This window comes from Psychrobacter phenylpyruvicus DSM 7000 = NBRC 102152 (assembly GCF_000685805.1).
In the GTDB taxonomy this organism is placed as follows: Bacteria; Pseudomonadota; Gammaproteobacteria; order Pseudomonadales; family Moraxellaceae; genus Psychrobacter; species Psychrobacter phenylpyruvicus.
The window spans coordinates 1-26,081 of record NZ_JMKP01000027.1; the positions used below are offsets into that span (position 1 = coordinate 1).

Annotated in this window: 21 protein-coding genes; 17 read left to right on the top strand and 4 right to left on the bottom strand. The window is 41.7% G+C overall.

Translation table 11 applies throughout. The features are described from left to right. The 12 genes from G561_RS14435 to G561_RS0110225 all read left to right on the top strand — a co-directional run. Positions 1-247: transposase (locus G561_RS14435; protein WP_155954122.1), on the top strand; the 247-nt coding region annotated here is incomplete at its 5' end. A gap of 12 nt (positions 248-259) precedes the next feature. After that, entirely contained in the window at positions 260-856 is a 597-nt protein-coding gene (gene nqrE, locus G561_RS0110175) for an NADH:ubiquinone reductase (Na(+)-transporting) subunit E (protein WP_028859464.1), read from the top strand. Between the two features lie 64 nt (positions 857-920). Continuing rightward, positions 921-2,159, top strand: coding sequence for an NADH:ubiquinone reductase (Na(+)-transporting) subunit F (nqrF, locus tag G561_RS0110180; protein ID WP_028859465.1), 1,239 nt, complete (start codon positions 921-923; stop codon positions 2,157-2,159). Positions 2,160-2,311: 152 nt separating this feature from the next. Continuing rightward, positions 2,312-3,130, top strand: a complete 819-nt coding sequence (locus G561_RS0110185; protein ID WP_028859466.1) for an SDR family NAD(P)-dependent oxidoreductase — start codon at positions 2,312-2,314, stop codon at positions 3,128-3,130. A 109-nt stretch (positions 3,131-3,239) separates the two neighbouring features. After that, positions 3,240-4,409 (top strand): FAD:protein FMN transferase, encoded by a 1,170-nt coding sequence (locus tag G561_RS0110190; RefSeq protein WP_028859467.1) that lies wholly within the window; start codon positions 3,240-3,242, stop codon positions 4,407-4,409. Positions 4,410-4,715: 306 nt separating this feature from the next. Further along, positions 4,716-6,224, top strand: coding sequence for a sodium:proton antiporter NhaD (gene nhaD / locus G561_RS0110195; RefSeq protein ID WP_081794442.1), 1,509 nt, complete (start codon positions 4,716-4,718; stop codon positions 6,222-6,224). A gap of 215 nt (positions 6,225-6,439) precedes the next feature. Next, on the top strand, positions 6,440-6,688 hold the full coding sequence (gene nqrM / locus G561_RS0110200; protein ID WP_028859469.1) for a (Na+)-NQR maturation NqrM: 249 nt from the start codon (positions 6,440-6,442) through the stop codon (positions 6,686-6,688). A 213-nt stretch (positions 6,689-6,901) separates the two neighbouring features. Next, positions 6,902-8,158, top strand: coding sequence for an MFS transporter (locus tag G561_RS0110205; RefSeq protein WP_051584497.1), 1,257 nt, complete (start codon positions 6,902-6,904; stop codon positions 8,156-8,158). Positions 8,159-8,256: 98 nt separating this feature from the next. Then, positions 8,257-9,564 carry a valine--pyruvate transaminase gene (locus tag G561_RS0110210; RefSeq protein ID WP_028859471.1) on the top strand — a complete coding sequence of 436 codons (1,308 nt, stop codon included), beginning with the start codon at positions 8,257-8,259 and terminating at the stop codon, positions 9,562-9,564. A 157-nt stretch (positions 9,565-9,721) separates the two neighbouring features. Next, on the top strand, positions 9,722-10,513 hold the full coding sequence (locus G561_RS0110215; RefSeq protein ID WP_028859472.1) for an arylesterase: 792 nt from the start codon (positions 9,722-9,724) through the stop codon (positions 10,511-10,513). A 98-nt stretch (positions 10,514-10,611) separates the two neighbouring features. Then, positions 10,612-11,292: an HdeD family acid-resistance protein gene (locus G561_RS14440; RefSeq protein ID WP_037032178.1), complete on the top strand. Its 681-nt coding sequence runs from the start codon at positions 10,612-10,614 to the stop codon at positions 11,290-11,292. Between the two features lie 82 nt (positions 11,293-11,374). After that, positions 11,375-12,064, top strand: a complete 690-nt coding sequence (locus tag G561_RS0110225; protein ID WP_028859473.1) for an ABC transporter ATP-binding protein — start codon at positions 11,375-11,377, stop codon at positions 12,062-12,064. A 56-nt stretch (positions 12,065-12,120) separates the two neighbouring features. On the opposite strand, the gene G561_RS0110230 is transcribed toward G561_RS0110225, so the two are convergent. After that, the gene (locus G561_RS0110230) at positions 12,121-12,480 is read right to left on the bottom strand and encodes a VOC family protein (RefSeq protein ID WP_028859474.1); all 360 of its coding nucleotides are present in this window, start codon (positions 12,478-12,480) and stop codon (positions 12,121-12,123) included. A 163-nt stretch (positions 12,481-12,643) separates the two neighbouring features. Here G561_RS0110230 and G561_RS0110235 point away from each other — a divergent pair, with 163 nt between their 5' ends. From G561_RS0110235 to G561_RS15010, 5 genes are all read left to right on the top strand, one after another. Next, positions 12,644-13,480 carry an SDR family NAD(P)-dependent oxidoreductase gene (locus G561_RS0110235; RefSeq protein ID WP_028859475.1) on the top strand — a complete coding sequence of 279 codons (837 nt, stop codon included), beginning with the start codon at positions 12,644-12,646 and terminating at the stop codon, positions 13,478-13,480. Between the two features lie 294 nt (positions 13,481-13,774). Then, entirely contained in the window at positions 13,775-16,435 is a 2,661-nt protein-coding gene (locus tag G561_RS0110240; protein ID WP_028859476.1) for an ABC transporter permease, read from the top strand. Between the two features lie 85 nt (positions 16,436-16,520). Further along, the gene (locus G561_RS14445) at positions 16,521-20,252 is read left to right on the top strand and encodes a hypothetical protein (RefSeq protein ID WP_051584498.1); all 3,732 of its coding nucleotides are present in this window, start codon (positions 16,521-16,523) and stop codon (positions 20,250-20,252) included. Between the two features lie 453 nt (positions 20,253-20,705). After that, positions 20,706-21,362, top strand: a complete 657-nt coding sequence (gene nfsB / locus G561_RS0110250; protein ID WP_028859477.1) for an oxygen-insensitive NAD(P)H nitroreductase — start codon at positions 20,706-20,708, stop codon at positions 21,360-21,362. 354 nt (positions 21,363-21,716) lie between these two features. After that, complete coding sequence (locus G561_RS15010) at positions 21,717-23,042, top strand: hypothetical protein (RefSeq protein WP_051584499.1); 1,326 nt, start codon at positions 21,717-21,719, stop codon at positions 23,040-23,042. A 204-nt stretch (positions 23,043-23,246) separates the two neighbouring features. Here G561_RS15010 and G561_RS0110260 read toward each other — a convergent pair whose 3' ends face one another. The 3 genes from G561_RS0110260 to lplA form a co-directional block, all read right to left on the bottom strand. Next, positions 23,247-23,627 (bottom strand): hypothetical protein, encoded by a 381-nt coding sequence (locus G561_RS0110260; RefSeq protein WP_028859478.1) that lies wholly within the window; start codon positions 23,625-23,627, stop codon positions 23,247-23,249. A 278-nt stretch (positions 23,628-23,905) separates the two neighbouring features. After that, a complete protein-coding gene (locus tag G561_RS0110265) occupies positions 23,906-24,853 on the bottom strand; it encodes an NAD(P)-dependent oxidoreductase (RefSeq protein ID WP_028859479.1) in 948 nt (315 codons plus the stop codon). A 184-nt stretch (positions 24,854-25,037) separates the two neighbouring features. Continuing rightward, positions 25,038-26,042 (bottom strand): lipoate--protein ligase, encoded by a 1,005-nt coding sequence (lplA, locus tag G561_RS0110270; RefSeq protein ID WP_028859480.1) that lies wholly within the window; start codon positions 26,040-26,042, stop codon positions 25,038-25,040. Positions 26,043-26,081 lie beyond the last annotated feature (39 nt).

The window sequence follows — 26,081 nt, forward strand, 5'->3', positions numbered from 1 at the left end:
AAGACGCAATATGACAGATAATAGACCTAAGTCTGATGTTAATCGATTGATGCGTTATCGACGTAATATTGAGACTGTTATTGGTCAATTGTCTGACTGCTTTAATATACAGAAAGTACGTGCTAGAGATTTATGGCATTTGTCTCATCGTTTAACGCGTAAGATTCTGGCGCATAATTTCTGTTTTCTTTTAAATAAAAAACTTGGTAACCCGCCTCTTCAGTTTGAATTGCTAATAAAGTGTTGAGAGTGGGGTTATATTAGTCTATTTATTACGTCTGTTTTTATTGAAAACATGGCGCTTGCCTATTTCTTAGGTATGTGTACCTTCTTAGCCGTCTCTAAAAAGGTATCAACGGCAATCGGTCTTGGTGTAGCAGTTGTGGTAGTAATGACCATTACCGTGCCACTAAACAACCTGCTATATCAGTTCATCCTAAAAGATGGTGCGTTGGCTTGGGCCGGCTTCCCAGATATGGACTTAAGCTTCTTAGGCTTACTAAGCTACATTGCACTGATTGCAGCAACCGTTCAGATCCTAGAGATGTTCTTAGATAAGTTCGTTCCAGCGCTATATAACGCCCTTGGGGTGTTCTTACCGCTAATCACTGTAAACTGTGCCATCATGGGTGGTGTACTGTTTATGGTTGAGCGTGACTACAACTTCACTGAATCATTAACTTATGGTGTCGGTGCTGGTTTTGGTTGGGCCCTTGCCATTGCGCTACTAGCGGGTATTCGTGAGAAGCTAAAGTATTCAGACGTGCCTGCTCCACTACGTGGCTTAGGTATTACCTTTATTACTGTCGGATTGATGTCGCTTGGATTTATGTCATTCGGTGGTATGTCAATCTAATCGACTTACCAAGCCCTATTAATAGATAACAAGCGATTTGAATATTTAAATAAGGACAAAAATCATGGAGTTATTTGGTACCGCCATTGGCGGCGTCGCCATGTTTACCCTGATTATCATGAGCTTAGTAGCGATTATTTTGATCGCCCGCTCACGATTGGTCAGCTCAGGGGATGTCACCATTCGTATTAATGACAATCCTGACAATGACGTGGTAACCCCAGCCGGTGGTAAATTACTACAAACCCTAGCAAGCGAAGGTATCTTCTTATCTTCAGCTTGTGGTGGCGGTGGTACTTGTGCCCAGTGCCGCTGTAAAGTGATCGAGGGCGGCGGATCAATCTTGCCAACCGAAGAAGGTCATTTTACTCAGGGTGAAATTCGCGACAACATGCGTTTGGCTTGTCAGGTTGCGGTTAAGCAAGACATGAAAATCGAAATCGATCCTGAGTTCTTTGATGTACAAAAGTGGGAATGTGAGGTTATCTCAAACGATAACGTTGCCACTTTCATTAAAGAGCTAGTATTGAAGATTCCTGACGGTGAAGAGGTGAACTTCCGTGCCGGTGGTTATGTACAGATTGAAGCGCCACCACATGAAGTACACTACAAAGACTTCGATATCGCTGAAGAATATCGTGGTGACTGGGAACAGTTCGGCATGTTTGACTACGTGTCAAAAGTAGACGAAGAAGTGATTCGTGCTTACTCAATGGCCAACTATCCTGATGAAAAAGGCATCATCAAGTTTAACATTCGTATTGCTAGTCCTCCGCCTCGTGGTCCTAAAGGGATTCCACCAGGTAAGATGTCATCGTATGTGTTTAGCTTGAAGCCAGGTGATAAAGTAACTGTATCAGGCCCTTACGGTGAGTTCTTCGCCAAAGATACCGATGCAGAAATGGTATTCATCGGTGGTGGTGCTGGTATGGCGCCTATGCGCTCGCACATCTTCGATCAGCTTAAGCGTCTACACTCAGATCGCAAAATCAGCTTCTGGTACGGTGCACGCTCAGTTCGTGAGATGTTCTATGTTGAAGATTATGACATGCTAGAGGAGCAGTTCGATAACTTCGAATGGCACGTGGCATTATCTGATCCACTACCTGAGGACAACTGGGACGGTTACACTGGATTCATTCATAACGTATTGTATGAAGAGTACCTAAAAGACCATCCAAACCCAGAAGACTGTGAGTACTACATGTGTGGGCCTCCTGTCATGAACGCAGCGGTTATCGATATGCTTCATAACCTAGGCGTTGAAGATGAAAACATCTTATTAGATGACTTCGGTGGTTAATAGCTACTCCCAATAGCTTAAGCAAAAAATATATCTTAAATATGTGATAAATTAAGAGTCTCAACTGAGGCTCTTTTTTTATGGCTATCTGTTATAAAAAACAGTCCTCAATCCCAACTCCCCCCTTACCCCCATAATAAGAAAGGATGCTTATGAAAACCAACTTTAAAACCTTAACCATTTGGATAACTGGGGCCTCTAGTGGACTTGGTGAAGCTTTGGCTTTGCAGCTTGCCAAGCAAGGTGCCACTTTGATATTGAGTGGCAGAAATCGTAATAAATTAGAAGTGGTCAAGTCTAAGTGCAACAACAGCAGCGCCCATGTCATTGTCGACTTTGATATCTTAGATGAGCGGCAAACCAAAGAGGCTTATTTATCGGCCAAATCAAAGTTGGCGGCACAAGGACAAGCTGTCAAAATTGATTGGCTAATTAACAATGCTGGTGTCAGTCAGCGCTCATTAATTATGGACACTACAGAGGAGGTGGAGCGTAAATTAATGGAAATTGATTACTTCGCTCAGACCCGGCTGACCCGATTGGTATTGCCCGATATGATTGCCAAAGGTGGCGGCAAAATTGTGATGGTCTCCAGTGTGGCTGGCCTGCTGGGCACTCAGTATCGTGGGGCTTATGGGGCCGCCAAAGCGGCTATTCACATGTGGGCCAATAGTTTACGCGCAGAGCTAAGTGATAAACAGATTACTGTGGCCACCATATTTCCAGGCTTTATCCAAACTCAGGTGTCGATTAATGCGCTTACTGGGGATGGAAGTACTCAAGGCACGATGGATGAGGCCACCGATAAAGGACTCACGGCCACAGCTTTTGCCAAGCAGACAGTAAAAGCCCTTGCCTGCGGTGAAGAGTACATTATCGTTGCCGGCCAAAAAGAAAAACTGGCCACCTTGGTAAATCGACTTTCACCTCCTAAGCTTTATAAAATCATTCGCGGTGTGAAAGTAACCTAATAAAGCCCCACAAAAATGGCAATAATGGCGTTAAAATAGCACCTCTGCTTGCTGATATAGAATTTTATTTATATCAGCCTCTCTTTCTTTTTTTAATAAAACGACTCTTATGACTTACCTATCTGCTACTAATAACCCTCCTATCTCATATCGCCATGCACTCACAACCAAACTGATACTTGCCGGGGCAATATCAAGCTCACTGCTACTAAGTGGCTGTCAGCAATCCCCAGAATATGGTTATATTCAGGGCGAAACCATGGGTACCAGCTACCATATTAGCTTTCAAAAGCCCAAAGATGTTGATGAGGAAGCCATTAAACAAGCGATTGATAAGCGCCTACAACAGATTAATATCAGTATGTCGACCTATATGGAAGACTCGACAATTTCCAAATTCAATCGATTAAAAGCAGGTGAACCGATCCAAGTCGACCTTGATTTTATTCAGGTTTTACAAGACTCTAAGCAAGTTTATCAGCAGTCAGCTGGGGCTTTTGATCCCACAGTAATGCCCTTGATTAACCTTTGGGGCTTTGGCAGTGTGATGACAGCGGAAAGATTACAAAACCCACCTAGCCCAGATGAGATACAGGCCGCTAAGTCTCTTTTAGACTTTGAAGGTATTAACCTTTCGGGCACTACCCTGACCAAAGACAAAGACAACGTCGAGCTGGATTTCTCTGCTGTGGCCAAAGGCTATGGGGTAGATGTTATTGCGGAAGTACTGCATAAAGACTATAAAATTAATAATTATATGGTGGAAATTGGCGGTGAGGTTTCAACTTCAGGGGTCAATCAAAAGGCCCAACCTTGGCAAATAGCCATTGACGCACCGGTTATTGATAGCACGGTAACTGAGCGTTTAACCTTAGCCGCCATTCGTCAACCCACCTCCCCAAATAAGCTACGTTTGGCCACCTCTGGCAACTATCGCAACTCTATTATCTTCAATGGTCGCCGTTATAGCCACACCATAGATCCGACCACAGGCCAACCTATCGCAGGCGGTGCCCCTTCTGTGACAGTCGTTGCCGACTCGGTGTCTTTGGCGGACGCTTGGGCCACCGCTTTAACCGCCATGACCTATGAACAAGCCCTAACCACTGCCACTGATAAAAATCTAGCGGTATTATTCGTAATCCCTAAAGATGGCAAAATTCATGATGAAGTCCCCTCTGTCAAAGATTTGGCTCGTCACAAAGCTGACCCCTTAGCTTATTGGCAAATAATTGAGACGCCAGCAATGAAGTCCTTACGGGCAGGCAACGTCAAATAGTTTTTTTTGACCAATTTGATTTGAATTCTGACTGAGCTTAATCACTGTGATAGACTTGGTGTTTTATTTATTAATAAAACACCTTATTTTATTAAGCTGTAATTAACTATATACAAAAAGCTTAATATTATACAAACCCTTATTTATCAATATCTTATATCTGCAAATTAGCGGGAATATTGAGGCATTATAATCTAATTCAATCAGTCATTTTATAGCCTGTATTCCCTAGCCATAGTTGGCTACAATATGCAGTTTAATTTAAAGTGAGTAGCAACGTGTTTTAACACTAAGGATCGATCGGCAATGATTTACTCATTGATGGCGTTAGTCTTTGTTATAGGTTATTTAGCGATTGCTCTAGAGCACAACATTCATGTTGATAAAGCAGCTTCTGCCCTGCTTACCGCGATTTTGGTCTGGACCCTTTTGGTCTTTGGTGCAGACACTCTTCTAGTAGACCAGCTGGCCAGCTCTGAAAGTGCAGGGATAAGTCAGTTTTTAAACACTGAACTGCGACACCACCTCGCTGAAATAGCAGAAATTCTATTCTTCTTAATGGGGGCAATGGTTATCGTAGAGCTGATTGATGCTCACGATGGCTTCTATGCCATTACCAGCCGAATTAAGACCACAAGTGCAGTCACCCTGCTGTGGACCATCGGTATCTTAACCTTCTTCTTCTCAGCCTTACTTGATAACTTAACCACCACCATCGTAATGGTGTCTTTGTTACGTAAGTTGGTGGCGGATAAAGAGATGCGCTGGTGGTATGTGGGCATGGTCGTCATCTGTGCCAATGCTGGGGGCGCTTGGTCACCCATTGGCGACGTGACCACCACCATGCTATGGATTGGTAATCAGGTTACCGCCAGCAATATTATTGTTGACTTAATTGTGCCAAGTTTAATTGCTGCTGCGGTACCTTTAGCGATCTTAAGCTTCTTCTTTAAGGGCAAAGAAGTCTTTCGTCCTAAGGAACCAAAACCTGTTGCACAGGCCTCAAGCAGTAACTATTTAGGCCCTGTTGCTGACAGTGACAATACGCCGAGTGCTACAGCAATGTATATGGAGTCAGTCCCAACCACTTCTCCAGAGAGCTTACCTAAAGGTCAAATTGCAGCCATTGCTCAAAGCTCTATTACCAATAAAATGCGTGTTAGCGTGTTGGTTCTTGGGTTATCTGCTCTAGCCTTTGTGCCTATCTTTAAGACCATTACGCACCTACCTCCTTATATGGGCATCCTATTTGGCTTAGGGGTTCTGTGGGTCTACACTGAAATTATGCACCGTCACCATGACTGGTATGTCAAAGAACATATGACGGTGGTTGGGGTATTAACTCGGGTAGATATCCCCAGTATCCTATTCTTCTTAGGGATTCTATTGGCGGTAGCAGCGCTGGCAACAGCAGGGCACTTAACGGATGTGGCCTTATGGTTAGACACCACCTTTGGCAACCTTTATGTCATTAACGTAATGATTGGTTTATTGTCCTCTTTAGTGGATAACGTACCGTTAGTGGCGGGTGCCATGAAAATGTATCCGCTATTAACAGACGCTGCATTAGTGGGCCTCTCAGGTGATGAGCTGGCGCGTCAAAGCCAATTCTTACAAGACGGAGCCTTCTGGCACTTCTTAGCTTACTGTGCCGGTACGGGCGGTAGCTGCTTAATCATCGGCTCGGCGGCTGGTGTGGCAGCTATGGGTATGGAAAAACTACCTTTTGTTTGGTACTTAAAACGCATTAGTGGCCTGGCCTTAATCGGTTATCTGGCCGGTGCAGCCACTTATATTACTATCCATGTGATGTAATCGATCGCAGCAAAACCGTAAATACTTAAAGGGCAGCCGTTCACGGTTGCTTGCCCTTTTTTACAGCATTAATACCTCGCACACCCGCCCATTTAGCGCAAATATGCTACAATGGCTAGACAAAGTTCGATTACAAATTCAGCTTGTGGTCAGTCAAAGAAGGGTTAAAACCCTATGTGTTTAAACACAAGCTTCAAAACCTAAGTGAGGTTATTATGCTCGCTCAATTGCTTCCTATGCTGATTATTACCTTCGGTGTCTTTGTCCTATTCTTTTTAATGATGGGCATCGGCTATATGGTAAAAAAAGAACCGTTACGTGGCTCGTGTGGCCGTGTAGCCAACATGATGGGCGATGAAACCTGCCAGTTTTGTGGTAATGATCCCAACTTGTGTGAACAAATTAATGATGAAAAAGCTTTTGACCGTAAGAAAGCCGCTGATTTAGGTAAGTCTGCTTTATAACCTATTACGCAGTTCTGTAGCCAGTCATTTATATTCATAAAACCCCAAATAGTTGTAGTAAACAAGACATTAACCCAAAAAATAGCAGTTATATTAAATTCTGTTTCTTATTTAGGCTCTCTGATACATTTCTGTTATAGTAAAACCATCGCTTAGGCGGTGGTTTTTTATTTGAATCTACTTTTCCTTTTTATTGTTGTTAAGTGCTTTAATATGTCTAATTCTACCTCCTCCGCCGACTCTCAGGCGCCAACAGCTGCAGCCAAAACGCCACGGGCGGTTTTTTGGCTGGTAGTCATTGCCATTTTATTGATGGCAAGTAACATGCGCTCCCCCATCGTTGCCTTAGGCTCAATTGCACCCGTGGTCCAAGAGGCGTTAGGTATTACTGCCGCCCACATTGGCTGGCTCGGGGCTATCCCCATGCTGATGTTTGCTTTAGGGGCATTAGTCTCCCCCGCTATCGGTAAGCGCTTTGGGCTGGAGAATACCCTTATTGTGGTGGTCGTAGTGTTGACTGCTGGTATTATTATGCGCTCTACTTGGATTAGTTGGCATGGGTTTCTGATTGGCACTATTTTGTTATCGTTAGCCATTGGTTTCGCCAACACCTTAGTAGCGCCCATTATTAAGCAACACACCCCAGGCAATATTGCCTTAGTCACCAGTATGTTTAGTTTGACGATGTCAGTGATGGCAGGGCTAGTTTCAGGACTGGTCTATCCTTTATCAGAACGGGTAGGTTGGCAGTGGGCACTGGGAGGCTGGGCTTCTCTAGGCATTGCCGCGCTTGTGGCGTGGGTTATCTTAAGACTTAAGCTCGGCTCTTCAAATAAAATGCCCGTAGCGACTTTAACCAAGGATGAGGCAGTACAAGAAGCCGCCTCGATCTGGAGATCTCCTTTAGCTTGGTGGTTGGCCATATTTATGGGATTACAGTCGTTACTGTTTTATACCATCGCTGCTTTTTTGCCTTCGATTTGGATCAGTAAAGGGTTATCGGAAGTAGCTGCCGGTAGTATGGCTTCGGTTTTCCAATTTATGGCTCCCATTGCCATTATTGGTATGACTTGGCTGATAAATAAAAGAGGGGTCAGATTACAAACCGTGGCCATCGGTGCAACGGTATTAAATGTCATTGGGCTTATCGGAGTGTCCTACTTGCCTTCGCTTATGCCTACGATGTGGACCGCCATTATGGGCTTAGGCTGTGCGGCGATTTTTACGCTATGTATCATGCTGTTCTCCCTACGCACTTATACCCCAAACCAAGCTAGTAAGCTGTCTGGTATGGCGCAAACCATTGCTTATTTGGTTGCTTTTACTGGGCCTTTTGGCGCGGGCTGGCTCTATGAGCTATCAGGGAGCTGGGATGGGCCATTATTATTTATATTAATATTGACCATCATCAACGTGATTATTGCTTGGCTCGCCAGTCGCCCTATAATGATTGACGGCAAGCCTGCTTAGGAACTACTCTTAATCTAACTTTAAACTTTATTTATTACAGCTACTTTTTTGATTTAACTTTCCTAATTTTTGTTAAAAATTACCAAAAGGGTATTTCTATGAAATTTTCAAAATATGGTCAACAATTCACCAAAACCAGTGCCATCTCACAGCTGATGGATGACTTGGGCGATGCCCTAAAAAGCCCGACGCCAGTTAATATGTTAGGCGGTGGCAACCCAGCTCGCATTGATAAAGTGAATGAAGCCTATTTTGAGGTTTATAAATCACTAGAACAAGGGGGAATTGATGGCGGTGCCATTGAATCCGTGGGTAACTACTCAAACCCCCAGGGTGATGCCAAGTTTATCGATGCTTTGGTGGCTTTTTTTAACCGTCATTACGACTGGAATCTAAGCACCGAGAATATTGTGTTAACCAATGGCTCACAGAACGCTTTTTTTTACCTGTTTAACTTGTTTGGTGGGCAGTTTGAGGATGAGAATGGAGACATTAGCACCAAATCAATTTTGTTGCCGTTAGCGCCAGAGTATATTGGCTATAGCGACGTCCACATTGACGGCAAACATTTTATTGCCATCAAACCTGAAATTGAAGAGGTTGAACACGAGGGCGAAACCGGATTCTTTAAATACAAGGTAGATTTTGAGGCCTTAGAGAACTTGCCTGCCCTAAAAAATGGTGAAATTGGCGCCATCTGCTGCTCACGCCCTACCAATCCTACCGGCAACGTCTTAACGGACGAAGAAATGGCGCACCTATCTCGTATAGCCAAGCAGTATGAGGTGCCGTTAATTATCGATAACGCCTATGGCGAGCCGTTCCCAAACATCATTTATCCTGATGTCAATTTAAACTGGGACGAGAATACAATACTGTGCTTTAGCCTATCAAAAATAGGCCTACCAGGCGCCCGTACTGGTATCATCATTGCTGCGCCAGAGGTAGTAAAAACAGTAAGTGCCATGAATGCGGTGGTCAACCTTGCCCCTACTCGCTTTGGCGCTGCCATTGCCACCCCACTGCTGAATGATGACAGTTTAAAACAGCTTTGTGATGACACCATTCAGCCTTTTTATGCCCAAAAAGCCAAAAAAGCCATTGCTCATATCAAAGAGGAGATGGGCGAGTATCCGGTCTTAGTGCATAAGCCAGAAGGGGCGATTTTCTTATGGGTGTGGTTCAAAGACTTACCGATTAGCACCACTGAGCTATATGACCGCTTAAAGCAGAAAGCAACGCTGATTGTGCCCAGTGAGCATTTCTATCCCGGCCTAGACACTACCGATTATCCTCATGCCCATCAGTGTATCCGCATGAGTATTGCCGCTAGCGATGAGACTTTGGAAGCCGGCATTAAAGTAATCGGCGAAGTGGTTCGCGAGCTTTATGACGCTCAGGCTTAAATAAGAAGCAGACTTAAGCCCACTTAAGCCTAATAGCCCTTATTAATAACACTTGTTGTTAATAACACTTATTTAACCAATCTGGGACAATAAACAACCGATAAGCTTGCTACTATAGAGGTATAAGTTAAGTCAATTTATACTGTAAGGTTGCTCTATGTCCCCTCATTTCTCTTCAAAGTCTATGCTGAAACCGTTGGCGCTAATCTTGTTTACAAGCTTAGCGCTAATGGGGTGTCAACCGAACTCAGAAAAAACCGACAGCACCACTCACGAAACGGACTCAGTGGCTGCTGCTGAAACCCCTACTCAGCCGACTACCTCTACTCAAACTGACCCCATTGCTGACCCTGCAGTCCAAAGTATTGAACAGCCCATTACCATTTTAGCTCTCGGCGATTCACTTACCGAAGGCTTAGGCGTACCCGAAAATGAAGCTTATCCTGCGCAGTTACAAGCTGCGTTACAACAAGCCGGCTATGTCAATGCCAAAGTCATCAACTCTGGTTTAAGCGGTGAGACCAGCACCGGACTGGTTAATCGTTTGGACTGGGTATTAAAGACCAAGCCGGACATTACTATCTTGACCACCGGCGCCAACGATGCCATGCGCGGCATTGAAGTAACGACGATAGAGAATAATTTACGCACTGCCATTGAACGTCTTCAAAGCGAGGGAAGTGTTGTAGTACTGGGCGGTATGCAAATCTATGACAACTTAGGCGATGATTATGTGAAAGCCTTCTCTGCCATCTACCCGAAGTTGGCTAAAGAGTATGACGTTGCCTTTATCCCTTTCTTTTTGGAAGGCGTAGGTGGGGTGGCCGAGCTCAATCAATCCGATGTAATCCATCCAACCGCGGAGGGTTATACTAAGATAGTTAATAACAATGTTTTACCCGTACTAACCCCTGTTATTGAAGAAGTTATTGAAACAAAACTAAATTAATAATAAAGTAAAACGACAAGAAATAACTTTGATCGACACCAGTAAAAAAACATAGCTTGTAAACAACCTTTTCATTAATAGAATAAAAGAGAATAATTATGAGAAAAAGTATATTTAAAACCTTTACCGAGACCATTAAACATTGGTATATCCCAGCTATTGTGGGTTCGATATTCATTGCTGTAGGTATTTATACCTTCGTGGCTCCGGCTACTTCCTATGTGGCACTCTCTATTTTATTTAGCTTGTCGTTCTTGTTCTCTGGTATCTCAGAGATTGTCTTCTCTTTGACCAATAGAAATGAAATGGACAACTGGGGCTGGGTGTTTGCCTTTGGTATTTTGACGACTGTCATCGGTGGGCTTTTATTGGCCAACCCCGCAGTATCAATGGCCACTTTAACCTTCTATGTCGGCTTCTTAATTTTATTCCGCTCTATCAGTGCCCTTAGCTTCTCTTTGGATTTAAAAGACTATGGAATTGGTGATTGGGGTGCGATGATGGCACTGGCTGTTATTGGCTTAATTTTCTCTATTATAATGATTTGGAATCCTACTTTTGCAGGTATGACCATCGTTATTTGGACCGGCTTAGCCTTTATCACTACCGGTATCTTTAGTCTTTATATGGCCTTTAAGCTTAAGAAACTAAACGAGTTACCTCATAAAATGCCAGAGGATCTAAAAATTAGATTTAGAGAGTTACAGCAGGAAATTGATGAGATTAATAAAGCCCCTTATCGCAAGGGTAAAACTTATGACCACGATCCTAAAGCTTAATTAAGCGTAACCTAATAATCGACAATAGCCTTGCTACAAAGCCCAATTGATGTAATTTTTACTAGCCAGAAGAGAGTTATAAATGACACCTAACCCTGCTGATCCATCGGCCTTATTACGAGCCAGCAACCTCAGCAAAAGCGTAATGATTGGCGACACTAAGACCGATATCATCAAGGGCATTGATATCACTATTAACGCCGGTGAGTTTGCGGTAATTATGGGTAAATCTGGGTCCGGTAAATCTACATTACTGGGCCTTTTAGCAGGTCTGGATTATCCAGACACTGGTGAGGTATGGCTTGACGGTCAAAACTTGACCCAACTGTCTGAAGATGAGTTGGCGCAAAAGCGTCAGCAGGATATGGGCTTTGTGTTTCAGTCCTTTCATCTATTGCCAACGTTGACTGTGGCTGAAAATATCGCGTTCCCGTTGGACATAGCGCGCCAGCCTGATGCGGATAGAGTTGAACAACTGTTAGTGGCTGTTGGGTTGACCCATCGCCGTGATAGCTTACCGCATCAACTCTCTGGTGGTGAACAACAACGCACCGCACTGGCTCGGGCATTAGTTGCCCGCCCTAAAATTATCTTCGCTGATGAGCCAACGGGCAATCTCGATGAACAAAATGCGCAGCAAGTCATGAACTTGTTGCTTGAGTTGCAACGGCAATCTGGCACGGCCTTAGTGGTTGTTACTCACGACCCTGCGTTAACGGAACATGCCGATCAGGTTATTACCATTCATGACGGGCAAGTTGAGCCAGCATAGACCCTAGCCAAGCTAGTTATTTAAGGGTCTTACTTTTTGACTAGCTGTTGCCTTGGTTAGCTGTTGGTCTTAGACCAAACCGCAAATTCATTGCCACTCGGTTCGGTAAAGTGAAAGCGATAGCCGCCAGGAAATTCAAAGGTATCTTGAACGATGGTACCACCATTATTCACCACCTTATCGTAAGTCATTGCCAAGCTATCACTATAAAGCACCAGTAAAGCTCCCCCATTTTCGACGGTATTCACTTTATCAGACTGATAGAAACCGCCGTCTAAACCCTGATTTTCAAACGCTGTGTACTGGTCACCATAGTCGGTAAATGTCCAACCAAATACTGCCTTAAAGAAAGCTTTGGTGGCTGATAAGTCTGTTGAGCCAAACTCAACATAATTTAGCTTTTCATGTTGGCTCATTATTAGTTCCTTTTTAATGAGGTTATAGATTCTAAATCTGACAGTTATTTATTTTATCTAAACACTTAATAAACAGCTATTCAACGATATACCTCATCCTTTTGTAATTATTTAAGACAGATAGCACAATAGCATTTAGATGATGCCACCTTTATGGAGCCCTATGAAACTTAATAAAAAAGTATTATTGATCGGTGGTACCAGTGGCATAGGTAAAGCGTTGCTTGAACGGATGCTTGAGGATAATAAAGTCGAGCAAATATTTGCCACTTATCATCGTCGTCAACCCATCACCAACCATCCTTATACTGAAGATCCTGACGTCAAAGAGCCTGACACTAAAGCTACCAATGCCGGTACCGAAAATACTGACACTAAAGATAAAGTTGTCTGGGTGACGATGGATGTGACTTCTGAGCCGAGTATAAAGCAAGCGATTGATGCTATTGGCAATCAAGCTGAACATATCGATTGGATCATCAATGCGGTTGGACTGCTGCATAATGAGAGTCATCAACCCGAAAAAGCAGTTAGACAACTTGACCCAGACTTCTTTATCGAAAACATGAGAGTCAATGCCCTACCCAGTTTATTGATTGCGAAACACATAAAGCCGTTATTACAAGCAAGGTTAAAATCCAGCAGGCCGAGCGAAACAGACCCTGCTATTTATGCCACTATTTCAGCACGAGTCGGTAGTATTAGCGATAATAGACTCGGTGGTTGGTACAGCTACCGCATGAGTAAGGCGGCGTTAAATATGGGGATGAAAACCCTTGCTATTGAATGGCAACGGTCGCTAAAAAATATCTGCGTGGCAGTGATGCAACCGGGTACAGTAGATACCCCTTTATCCAAACCTTTCCAGGCCAATGTGCCTGATGAAAAGCTTTTTCAGCCTCAACAATGTGCTGATAGTTTACTGACAGTATTAAGCCAATTAACGGCAGAGGATACGGGGTGCTTTGTTGATTGGGCAGGCAAGCCAATAGACTGGTAGCCTGTTTTGATAGTGCTTTTATTAAATAGCACATCGCTCTATCTTTTTATTGATTGGCTTTCAAACCTCGTAGATGAGTCAAAAATAAAAAACTTTTTGAATGTCCCTTGTTCTCAAACAAAACTTTAGAATTTAACTCAACAAATGGACACAGTTAATTAACCTTAACTATTTATTAGCTAAAATAAAGCCACTGACATAGACCGTGAAACGGTATACCATCATTATCCTCCCCTCTAGACGCCCACTGATATCTCTAGACCTTATCAATAAAAGACAAGTCGTTGCACCACTATGACCACAAATACTTCTCCTACTCGTCCGACCTCTTATTCAAATTTAGGCAGTAAATCCCTACAGCGCAGTTGGTGGCGCCACTGGATATATCCGCTACTGTTTTTATTGGCGATGGTGTTGTCGTTATCGACTTACTTAACACTCGACTCTATTCAACAGTCGGTACGCGATTATGTCGCTGATAATCAGCGCGCGTTGGTGGGTGGTGACTTAATATTGAGCAGCAAAGAAGCATGGATACCTGAGCTGTTACAGCTATTAAAACCTTTAGAGTCAAACACTGGAGATATAGCTAAGACGAGACAGACACAGCCAGAAGGTGTGGTTTACGACTATCAGTTTAATGCGATGGTATCCAGCGTGGCAGCGGATATAGGGTCTGATAAAGCAATCAATGAACAGCCAAAGTCAAAAGACGCTACCCTACTGGCCCGCATTAAAGCAGTTTCAAAACAATATCCCTTATATGGTGAGGTTGAGTTGGCCTCAGGGCAACCGCTGTGGCAAAAGCTGAAGCCACAGCAAGTGGTGGTAGAGGCTCAAGTATTGACTGGGCTAAATCTAAAAATTGGTGATAAGGTCAAAATCGGTGATGCGGTCTTTACCATTGCCGATGAGCTAATCACTGAGCCGGACCGTCCTTTGACTGCGTTTGGGTTCGGCGCTCGAGTGCTGATGTCTGATACTGACCTGGCCGCTACCAACTTAATGGGACAGCGCAGCCGGGTTGATTACCGCATTGAGCTAGCCGGTAGCCCTGAGCTAATGGCCAAGCAGCGAGCTGAACTAGAGAAGATCACTGCCTCGCAGCCAGAGATTGAACTCACAGACGCTGATGAGACAGATACTTCAGTGACTCAAGTGTCTGATAATGTGCTGATGTTTCTGAAGTTATTGGTAATAGCGGTGCTGTTTTTATCGGCAGTGGCGCTGTTGAGTGTGGTCAAAGCCTTTGTTAGCTTACAACAAAACCCCAATGCCATACGCCGTGCGCTAGGTGAGTCAGTTAGCTCTATCAAGCGCAGTTATTACCAGCTATTTATTGGCATGGCAGTATTGGCTTGTTTGGCTTCCGGCGTACTGAGTTTGGGTATGTTAAAGGTGGGTGCTCAGTACCTCACTGCCATTTTACCGCCACATATTGACCTGTCTATTCAGTGGTTAAGCTTCCTTAAAATCAGTGTGGTGGCTTTGGTCATTACCTTGTTGGTAGTACAGCATAGCCTCTATGCGGTGACCCATACCAAGCCTTCGGCGGTATTGAAGCAGGCCACAGACAATTACCGTCAACATCCACCGCTTTATTGGTACGGCTTGGTGCTGCTGGCAAGCTTTGGTTTGATGGCTTACGAATTTAGCTCCTTATTAACTGGGCTACAAGTGCTGTGCGCTATGCTGTTATTGGCGGCTGGCTTTTGGCTCATCGGTCGAGGTTGGTTATGGCTCTTGGCCAAACTTGCCAGCAAAGGATTGTTTGGTAAAAAGACCGGCTGGATGGCCCGTACCGCCGTGCACAACCTGTCTCGCAAAGGCAATCAATCGGGGCTGTTTTTTGTTACCCTAGCTTTATCGGTGGCAGTATTGACCATGATTACCTTGCTTAATCACAGCCTCAACACGCAGTTTGTGCAGGCTTATCCTAAAGATGCGCCTAATTTATTTTTATTGGACATTCAAAGCGACCAACATAAGGGGCTAGAGGCTGTGGTCAAACAGCCTATCACTTATTTCCCAGTGGTGCGTGCCCGTGTTACTGAAGCCAATGGCGTCCCTGCTAGCGAGATTGAACCTGTTGGCAGTACTCAAGATGATCCGACTCGGGTATTTAACTTAAGCTATGCCGACAAGGTAATGGATACTGAGTTTATCAAAGAGGCAGTCACTAAGGATCAATTATACAGTCCCATTAACGACTCAAAATCAAATAACCCTTCAGAATCAGTCGTACCGTTATCGATATTAGACACGGCTGCTGAGCTACTTAATGTGGGCATGGGTGACCAAGTACGCTTTAATATTCAAGGTATTGAAATCGTCGGTCAGGTTACCAGTATTCGTGAGCGTTATGAGCGTGGCCCTAGTCCCTTCTTTTATTTCTTATTTGAGCCAGAGGTATTGAAAGACGCGCCGCAAATTCAGTTTGCGACCACCAAAGTCGCTGCCGATAGCATTCCACAATTACAGACCGACCTTGCCCGTCAATTCCCTGCCATTACCACCATTGATGGTGGCGCCATTGCCAAGCAAGTACAGGGCTTTGTGAGTCAGATGAGCCGACTGGTGCAGGTGTTTACTCTACTGGCCATTATTACCGGCATTATGGTGCTGATTACATCCCTATTATCGACGTCACAAGATCGCTTACGAGACAGTGCTTCGTTCCGTTTACTGGGTATGCAAACCAGCGATTTATATAAGATTAATATGCTAGAAATTGGCTTATTGGGGATTAGTGCAGGTGTGTTCGCCGTAGTATTGGCCAGTGGGGCTGCTTATTTGGTCATTGTGCACTGGTTTAACTTACGCTTTAGCATTCCTTGGGACAGCTTCGGTATCGGTGCCTTGATGTTGGTGGCAGTACTACTAATTATTGCAGTCAGTTATGTACGGTTGGTTATTGGTCGTGGAATTATGGCGAGGGTTCGGGGCATGGTTTAGGGAGTTAAAATTAAATTTGGTTGATAATCCCACTATTTGCTAATATCTATCGTAAGCTATACTTTATTTATATAAAAGGCAAAAAATGATAATTAAACCTGATTGGGACATATTTAAAGCAAAATTCAGCACTAATCCTCAAGATGCTTTTGAATGGTTTACTTATTTACTGTTTTGCCGTAAACATGACCTCAAAGAAGGTTGGTTTGGTTATAAAAATCAATCAGGTATTGAAAAACAACCTCTTGAATTAGAAGATAAAGTAATAGGGTTTCAATCCAAGTTTTATGACGTGCCTTTGTCATCTAAAAAAAATGAATTAATCAAGACTTTAAATACGACTAGGGCCAACTATCCTAAACTAACGCACTTAATAATTTACACGAATAAATTATGGGGGCAAGGTAATGGTAAAGATGGTAAGTCCAAAGCTCTTATAGAAATTGAAGATAGAGCCTCTGAATTAGGTATCGAAATTATATGGAATGAACATTCTTTCTTTGAGTCAGAATTCGTTACTGTTGAAAATAATGACTTAGCCAGACACTTTTTCACAAATGATGACTATAAAGGATGGGATAGATTCAACGACTGGTCTAGCACACAATCAGCAATAGATGCACCTTATTTTACCGATGACGATATTAAAGTTATATTACCTAATCAGAAGGTAGAGAATGCAAGTAATGTAATCGAGGGTATAAATGCTATACGTAACAAGTTAAGCCAACCCAAGCAATCTGTACGGCTGGTCGGTTTATCTGGTGTTGGTAAAACCAGATTGGCTCAAGCGTTATTTGATGAGCGTATCGGTGGTAATACGCTAGATATTAGGGCGGTTTGGTATTGCGATTATGGAGAATCACCATACCCTCTTCCACTCCATTTCATTGCAGAACTTCAACGGCAGAATAAAAGGTTTATTGTAATCGTTGATAACTGCGGTCGTGACCAACATGAGATATTAACCAAAGCTATTACTAACAATAATAGTCAAATTTCTCTGATGACTATCGAATATGATATTTCTGATGATTTACCCGAAAAAACGTCTGTTTTCAAACTTGAACCAAATAGTCCCGCACTTGTTCAAAAAGTAATTCAAAGTCATTATCCTGAAATAAATAACCCTATACCATATACTATTGCACAGCTAACGGGAGGTAATTATCGCCTTGCTCTTGCTATCGCATCAACAGTAAGCAGTGTTGATAATATCGCTGTATTAAATGACCAACAACTTTTTGAACGTCTGTTCTATCAAAATGGACAAATCAACCAAGACAATTACAAAATTGCTCAAGTCTTCTCGTTAGTGTTTTCATTCAACATTAAAGACTTATCAGACCCAAATTCAGAGTTAAAACTACTTTCTAATATTGCAGAGGTATCTACTAGATCGGCAAAACACACTATTGAGAACCTAAAAACTAAAGATATCGTTCAACAGCGTGGCGATTATAGAGCCATATTGCCCCATGTTTTGGCAAATCATCTTTCTAAACAAGCATTAAAGTGGCTTGATGAGGATGATTTATACGAGATATTTATTAACATGCCTTCACGTTTACAACGTTCACTTATTAAACGTATGAGCTACTTACATGATATTGAAGTAGTCAATAAATTTGTTCAAAAAGTACTAGATAAAGATGGTGCTATAGGTAAAAAGCTTTTAAATGGATCTATTAATGAAGATGAGTTTAACTACTTACGATTATTATCTCACATCCAACCTGAAGTTATCTTAGACTTAATAGAAGCACGTCATACTGAGGACGGTCTATTTTTAACTAATAAGAATCCCCATATCTCAAAAACTCAACATTTACTTAAAAACCTATCTTATGAAGCTGAAAACTTTGAGCGTTCTTTTAATTTATTATTAATCATTGCAACAAATGACGAAGATAATACTTCTAACTTAAGTGCTATAAGCTCTATGTTTAACCTTTATACATCTGAGAGCGTAGCTACCTTAGATTTAAAAAGGAGAATATTACAGCGATTATTTGAGGCCGAAGAGTATGAGATATTATTAGGCATTTTGATATCTGCAATAGATTTTAATTCAGGCGGTATCATATACAGTGATTCAGATAACGGATTAAAGAAAGAAGGTTACGGCTATCAGCCTAAAACTTATGGTGAAATTTGGGATTGGACTGAATTTTTATTAAACCTTCTAAACGAACTTGATAAGCTAAATTACGAAGAAGCAAGAGAAGTCTTTGCTAGACATTTAAAATCTATTATTCGGCTATGTCATAAAGCTGGTTTCATTGAAAAGTATGTATTAGAGTTTAATAGTAGAAAACCTTTTATTAAAGCCTTAATTGCTCTAAACGAACTAATTATAGATGACTCTGAAGAATTACAAAAATATCCTAAAACGCTTCAAAGCTTGCAGAATTTAGTGATTAGGATTCAACCTGAACTGAATAACTTAGAACAACTCATTCAGCACTATATATTAATAGAGCCTTTTGAATTAGCCAGATACGAAAGAGGGGTTGATGATAATCTTAGTCTCAAAGTACTCCATTTTGATAACTATGATGACTTTATCGACTACATAGCTAAAGAATTAGTTAATAGTAATGACTTGTCATCTTTCTTACCACTTCTACTGAATAGCGATAATCCATATCTTAAGAATATAGGGAAAGAAATCTACCCAAAACTGATAAAAGATAATGACTTAGACGTCCAATTAAAAAAGCTTACAAAGGTATCTATAAGTAGCAGGCCTTACCTACTGTTAGGTTTATTGAAAGAATTAAAAGCTAATTCCTTTGGTAACTACAAATCGACCGTCCTAAATTTAATAGGAATAGAAGAATTTAAAAAAGTGATACCGTGGTTAACTCTTGAGTTAAGTCAAAATGATACTGACTATGACTTCATATGCGAGTTATTAGATTTAAAACTTGAAATTAATTGCCAACCCTATGCATGGATTTCTGTAAAAAAAGAAGACAAAAAAATATCAGTAGAGAATTTTGAGAAGGTTTTTGATTCCTTAGTTAAAAATAACTATGACCAAGCTGTTGAGCAAGTTTTTTATTTCGAAGCTATGAATAAAAATGCCTTACCAGACAAATATATTTCAACCTTATCAGAGCACATACCTTCAATATACAATAATTATCCAACCTTTGATTTAAGGAAGATACTTTTACTATTGCTTTCGAATAGGAATAGCATTGATAGAACCTTTAATATATTCATCGAGATATTTAATTCTGAAAGATATATATCACTAACCCATGAAAATAAGACCTTTGTAGCTCTTAAGACCCTATTACAGGCCGACACAAAACAGTTTATTGAAAAGTTTATAGAGAATGGTTATCTAAAATTTAATACTATACTAGGAGGTAGTCAAGATTTACTCTTTTATGCTGATGAGAAGGATGTAATCAAGTGGGTAGAGCAGGACGAAGAAGTAAGAACAAAGTTTTGGCTTAAAAATGCAAATTTATTGAGAGTAGAAGACCATATTGGTAATAGAAAAATACACTTCAGTAGTTTGCTAGTTTATTTTATTACTCGAAGTAGCAATCCTAAATCTACAATAGATGAAATACTGGAAAATAGTGTTTGTAAAATTAGTAGTTGGTCAGGAAGTTACTCTCAAGAGATGAGATCTCGCCTTGGTATTTTCGATTCACTTAAAGAGTATTTAGCCAGTAATAATTTAGACCAGTATATTTCATATTTAGAAGTTAAAGGTGCTGAATATTTAGAAGCTATCAGAACTCAAGAATTAGCAGAATCGAAAAAAGCAAAAGAAGACGAAGGTTTTGATTATTAGACGACTTTAGTAAATGCTTATAATACTCTTGAATTTATATTTTGTTTTTTCACTGAAAACTTTTGTAATAGGTTCGGTTTAAACTAGATTGTAGTAGATATACTGATAGCTTAGGTAGATTAAAGTGGTTAAATATGGCGATGTACAGGCAGTAAACGACACTCTGAAGCTTGATCACTACCTTGTATAGATAAAGGCGTAGTAGTAAAAATCGAAATTGGCTACAAGCTATTATACTACTAACCTCTAGTCATTTTTATTAACTCCATCAAATTTTTGCTACTCATTTTAATAATTTACGTCAATCCAAACCCAAAAACCAACCCCCAAACCAATAACTGAAACCATACTGAATCAGATAATTGTTTCAACAATAGGTAACCCTTTATTATTTATACTTTTTATTGATCGAATAAAATTAATTCAAATCAAAAAACTATAAAAAGGATAGCTATGAAAACTATTTCTGAAGCAATGAACTGGCGCTACAGTACTAAAGATTTTGACCCTAATAAAAAAATATCTACCGAAGATTTTGAACAATTAAAAGACATTCTGCATCTACAAGCTTCGAGTATTAATATCCAGCCTTGGCACTATATTATCGCTGACGATGATGCTGGCAAAGCTCGTATTGCCAAAGGTGCAATAGATGTGTTTGAGATGAATAAGAATAAAATCCTCGATTGCTCACACGTTGTTCTGTTTTGTACTCGCGTTCATGCCGATGATGAGTATTTACAGACATTGTTAGAGCAAGAAGATAAAGATGGTCGCTTTCAAGATGAAGATCAAAAACAGCAGATGCATGAAGGTCGTAAATTCTTCTTAGGACTACATCGCTTTAATATGCTTGATGAAGCGCACTGGATGAGTAAGCAGGTCTATCTAAGTATGGGTGCATTGTTACTTGGTGCTGCTCAGCTAGGTATCGATGCGGTACCAATGGAAGGTCTTGTAACTGAAAAAATTGATGAAGAGTTTGGCTTATGCGAAAAAGGCTATACCACTATTGGTGCGGTGTCATTGGGCTACCGCAGCGATGAAGACTATAATGCTGATTTACCGAAATCGCGCTTGCCACAACAGACTATCTTCAGCAAAGCATAGGGTATGGTTATCTACGTTTTGCGTTATAAGATAATTCATTAAAATCTATTTCCTTAAAATCTATGAGAAAGGGTGCGACTACTAATCGCACCCTTTCTCATAGATAGCCTCTCACTCCTTAAAGATAGCCGTTAATTACTCAAAGATACGCTCAAACTGCAAACAACGTTCCCTTCCTTCAATGATGGCCCTCTAAATTAAAGTACAAATTAACTACTGTTAATATTTGTTACACAAAAAACAACTTAGCCCTCCTACTAAATCTGATAAATAGATGAGTATAGTGGCACTGTGCCCTCAAACATAGTAAGCATTTTGATTTGCTCGTTTGACGCCACACCAAAGGAGAACGTTATGAAGGATCATACTAAATCGGACAATACCAAAAGCGTTAGTAAGGACTGGACCGATAGCAACCCCTATGCAGATACCAGAAAGCATGATGAGGCGGATAAACATGATAAGCTGTGTCGGCGGGCTATTAAACGTATTGATGAGGAGCTAGAACTACAACGAGAAACTAAAGCAAACTCGTTTGCCCCTTGCGATAAAAAGGCAGAGCCCTGTAGTTGTAGCTCTTCCTCGGCTGATACCAAGACAGTTGATTTGGTCATTTTAATTGATGCCAGTCTCTCGATGTCGACAGCAGCAACTGCCGTAGCAAAGGCTGCTGATGAAGCATTACTTAAGGCCAAAGAGGAGTGCCCCTCTGATTTAAGAGCAACCTGGCTCACCGTTGATGGTTCAAAAACTGGCGCTAACCCTCCCGGTTATTTGGGTGATATTACCAGCACTCTAGCAGGGACCAGCTTTACCCAGACTCACCAACAATACCTTGAGGGTATCGGTAGTACGGGACCCTTTAAACAAGATGAAGCACAGCCTGCCGGTGACGGCACCTACCCTGGTGAAGAAGGAGCAGATTCGATTGCCGATATTTGTAACTTCTATGATTGGCGAGAGGGCGCTTGTAAAGCCATATTTTATATCAGCGACACAGCGCTTGATGGCTACTCTGCATTTTATGATGCAGCAGCAACCAATGCTACAGCCGCTGCCCTAGCCAATGGCGTGGTATTATTCGCTCATAAGATAACCCCTGGCGCGGAGAATACCCCTGGTATAGCTGCGTCATATGATAATTTGACCTTACCTACTGGTGGCAATGCTTATCATGGCCCAGTTAGTGAAGCCAAGTACGTCGAATTAATCAAAGAAGCTATCTGTAATGCTTGTGGCTCAGAGTGCAAAATGCTTGATTTACCAGTCATCGAGCCTTGTGTATCAATCACTTGGGGCGATAGCGAGTGTGATTGCTTCGAGACTGATGATATCGAAACCGCTATTATCTCGGTGTGCAACTGCTATTCCAATATTACGTTGAGTAATGTTTATATTGGCCTACTGACCCTGACTATGGCGGATGGTTCTGCCGTTCCCACCCTACCAGATGGCACACCCTCAGTTGAGATAGTCCCTAGAGGAGCGATTTGTTTTGGTGATATTGGTCCGTGCAAAGAAGGCGGAACCAACTGCGTTTCAAGAGAGATTGTGATACACACCCGAGGTGCAAAACCAGGAAGTTATAAAATTAACGTTTCTGGACTGTGCTATGAGCTAACTTTATCACAGCATCATGAAGCTTGTTTTGAATTAGAGCTGTGCCAAGATCGTAGCTGATATTGAGCCGTTGAATAGGCACCATGCTAAAGCAAAACTATTTATCAATCTCTTACTTATAAATTTTTTTCTTATAAAACTTTAAGAGGTTATGGTTATTTTTGGACAAAAAAACTGGGCCATGTGCCCAGTTTTTAGTTTCTGCCAATAGCTACAAAAAACTTTCGTTGGATGATACCTTTGGCACAATAATCGACTGGCTAATTAATGATGATCACTATCTGCATAAGATTGCATACCTAAGGCTGGAGCCGCGGGCAATTCTCTTTCCTGTTTAAAAAAACGCGACTTACCTTCTAAGATTTTATTAACGTCTTTAATCAAATCTTCGATGACATCATCATAAATACCAAGTTGTAGCTCTCTGTCAAAACCAGTGTAAGCATGCTTACGCGCAGCAGAACGCACATCGGTAATACCATGTTTTTGGAAAAAAATATCTACGCGACCATCGCTGTTTAGCACACAGCTTAGTATGCCATCATCAACTTCTAAGTCGTAACGCTCAGGGATAAAGATATAATCGTCCACATCTAGCAACTCTTTTTCAACCGTACGGGTTAATAATGATTTGATATCGAACAAAATGACACTCCTTCTAGCTATACAAATTATTTATATGTAAATTGGTTATATATAATAGTTATAAAAATAATCAGGTAAACATAGCAGTTATAAATTTTTATTATTTAATACATGGAGATTTACAATCTCTCTACCTTATTATTTCAATCTATACTACAAGATGGCTAATCCTTTTTTAAGTTAGCTAGTGTAAATCTACGTTGAAGATTAGCAAACATCTCAAAGTCAACCGTACCTTTTATGGTTAGCCGTCTTCAATACTAATTGAGGTGCAGCAGCTAGTCTTGACAAACAAACTCATTAATTTGTTGAGTTAATACTTGCCATAATTTTACCTGTGAAGCTTTACTGCCTGCACCCAAATGCGGACTTAAAATAACACGGGGGTGGGACTGCTTCGCCAGTTGTACAATAGGGTCACTGTCATCGGCAGGCTCTTGTTCAAACACATCGGTGGCAAAACCTGAGACCTTCTCATCTTTGATAGCTTGCGCCATCGCTTGAGTATCAACGACTTGCCCGCGAGCCACATTAACCACTACTGGATTTTTAGCCATTTTGGTAATAGCATCTGCATCAATAAGATGCTTAGTCTCTTTAGTTAAGGGACAATGCAAGCTGAGTACATCTGACTGCGCCAGAACCGTTTCAAAATCGGTATAGTCGCTATTACGTGGCTTTTTGCCTTTACGTTCCGCCCATAGCACTTTCATGTCATACGCTTCAGCAATCTTGGATACCCGTTTGCCAATGTCCCCCAGCCCAATTAAGCCTAAGGTTAGACCCTCTAAGTCAATAACGTCAGCCTGCACAACTCCCGCTCTGCCCTTTTGCTTCCAGCTGCCATCCATTACTTTGTTATGGTAATTGACTCCTGCACGCATGGCATTGAGTAACAGCATGAAAGCATGCTCAGCCACCGTTGCGGTCGCAAAGCCAGGTGAGTTTAACACTTTCACACCATTATCATCACAGGCTTCAATATCCACTTGGTTAGTGCCCACAGAGGTCAGATGAATCAGCTTTAGATGGGGTAAAGATTCAATCACTTCACGCTCAATTCTTAAGCTACCCACGATCATGATATCTGCATCTTGGCAACGCTCAATAATCACCGAATTGTCTTGCGGCGTACCACGATAGCGAATGAGTTCGCTGAGCTTCTCGGGCGTTGTTAACTCAATCTCCTGGGCAAATCTTTCTTCATCCAATAACACCGCTTTCATTGCAGACTCCTTTATTATTCTATTAATCCACAGTAATTCAAATTAGCCACTATTTGCCTAAAATCTTTGGCTAAAACCTCTGGCTAAAACTTTTGGCTAAAAAAACAACTGCAAAAACAACTGCAAAAATAATTGCCGGATTAACACCGTATTGATAAACACCGCTACCCAATAATATCTACATTTAGGTAGCCATTTGCTCGACTAACCACTGCTCAAAGTCAGTCACCTGATCCGCCAAATCAGCCCGATTCTTTTTAAGTGCCTCAAGCTTAGCTTTCACATCAGCGATGGTGTACTTGGTGTCTGTTAAAGCCTGTTTTAACTCATCAATCAGTTCCACATTTAACGCATCAGAGAAGATAACTACTTCGGTAATTACTGCTTGCTGCACATCTAAATGCAGGTCAACAATGCCCCAATCAAAGCGGGTTTCAATGTGGTGTGAAAACTGCGGTGTTTTACCAAAACGCCAGTCCCAGTCCGCCATCTGCTGATAGAACTTATTGAGATGCGGTTCTGCTTTTAAGGTGGCTTCGTCTAACTCCTCGACTGCAACTGTCTCTCCATAGTAGTCACAGAATGCCTCAATAATAGCGTCTGATAAGCTGTCGTGAGTGATACTGTCGTTAAATTCAACTAGGTTTGCTACACGGGAGCGGACAGATTTAATGCCTTTGGCTTGCAGCTTAAGGGGATGCGGATTAAGGTAATCACCCAGCTTTTGCATATTGGCATCAACCAGTAAGGTGCCATGATGGAAGCTACGATCAACTGCGTGTTTAAAGGCACTGCCTGATATTTTACGATCGCCGACCTGCATATCATTACGACCCGATTGAGTAGCGTCTATGCCCAGTTTTTTTAGGGCATTGATGATAATTTGGAAGTTGGCGTCTTGGTTATACTCCTCTTTGGGCGATAAAAAGGTGAAGTTAGTGTTGCCTAAATCATGAAATACCGCACCACCGCCACTTTGACGTCGGGCCAAATAAACCCCATCTTGTTCCATTTTGTCAGTTTTACACTCTACCCAAGGGTTTTGTGAGCGGCCGATAACAACAGTCTCGCTGTTACGCCATAAGAATAGAATATGAGTGTCTGGCTTAAGCTCTTGGAATATCCAGTCCTCTGTTGCGAGATTAAACCAAGGGTTAGTAACTTCTGATTTTAGTATTCTTAGTTTCATAGTTTTCATCCGTAATCTAAATTAAGACAGTTAATCTTA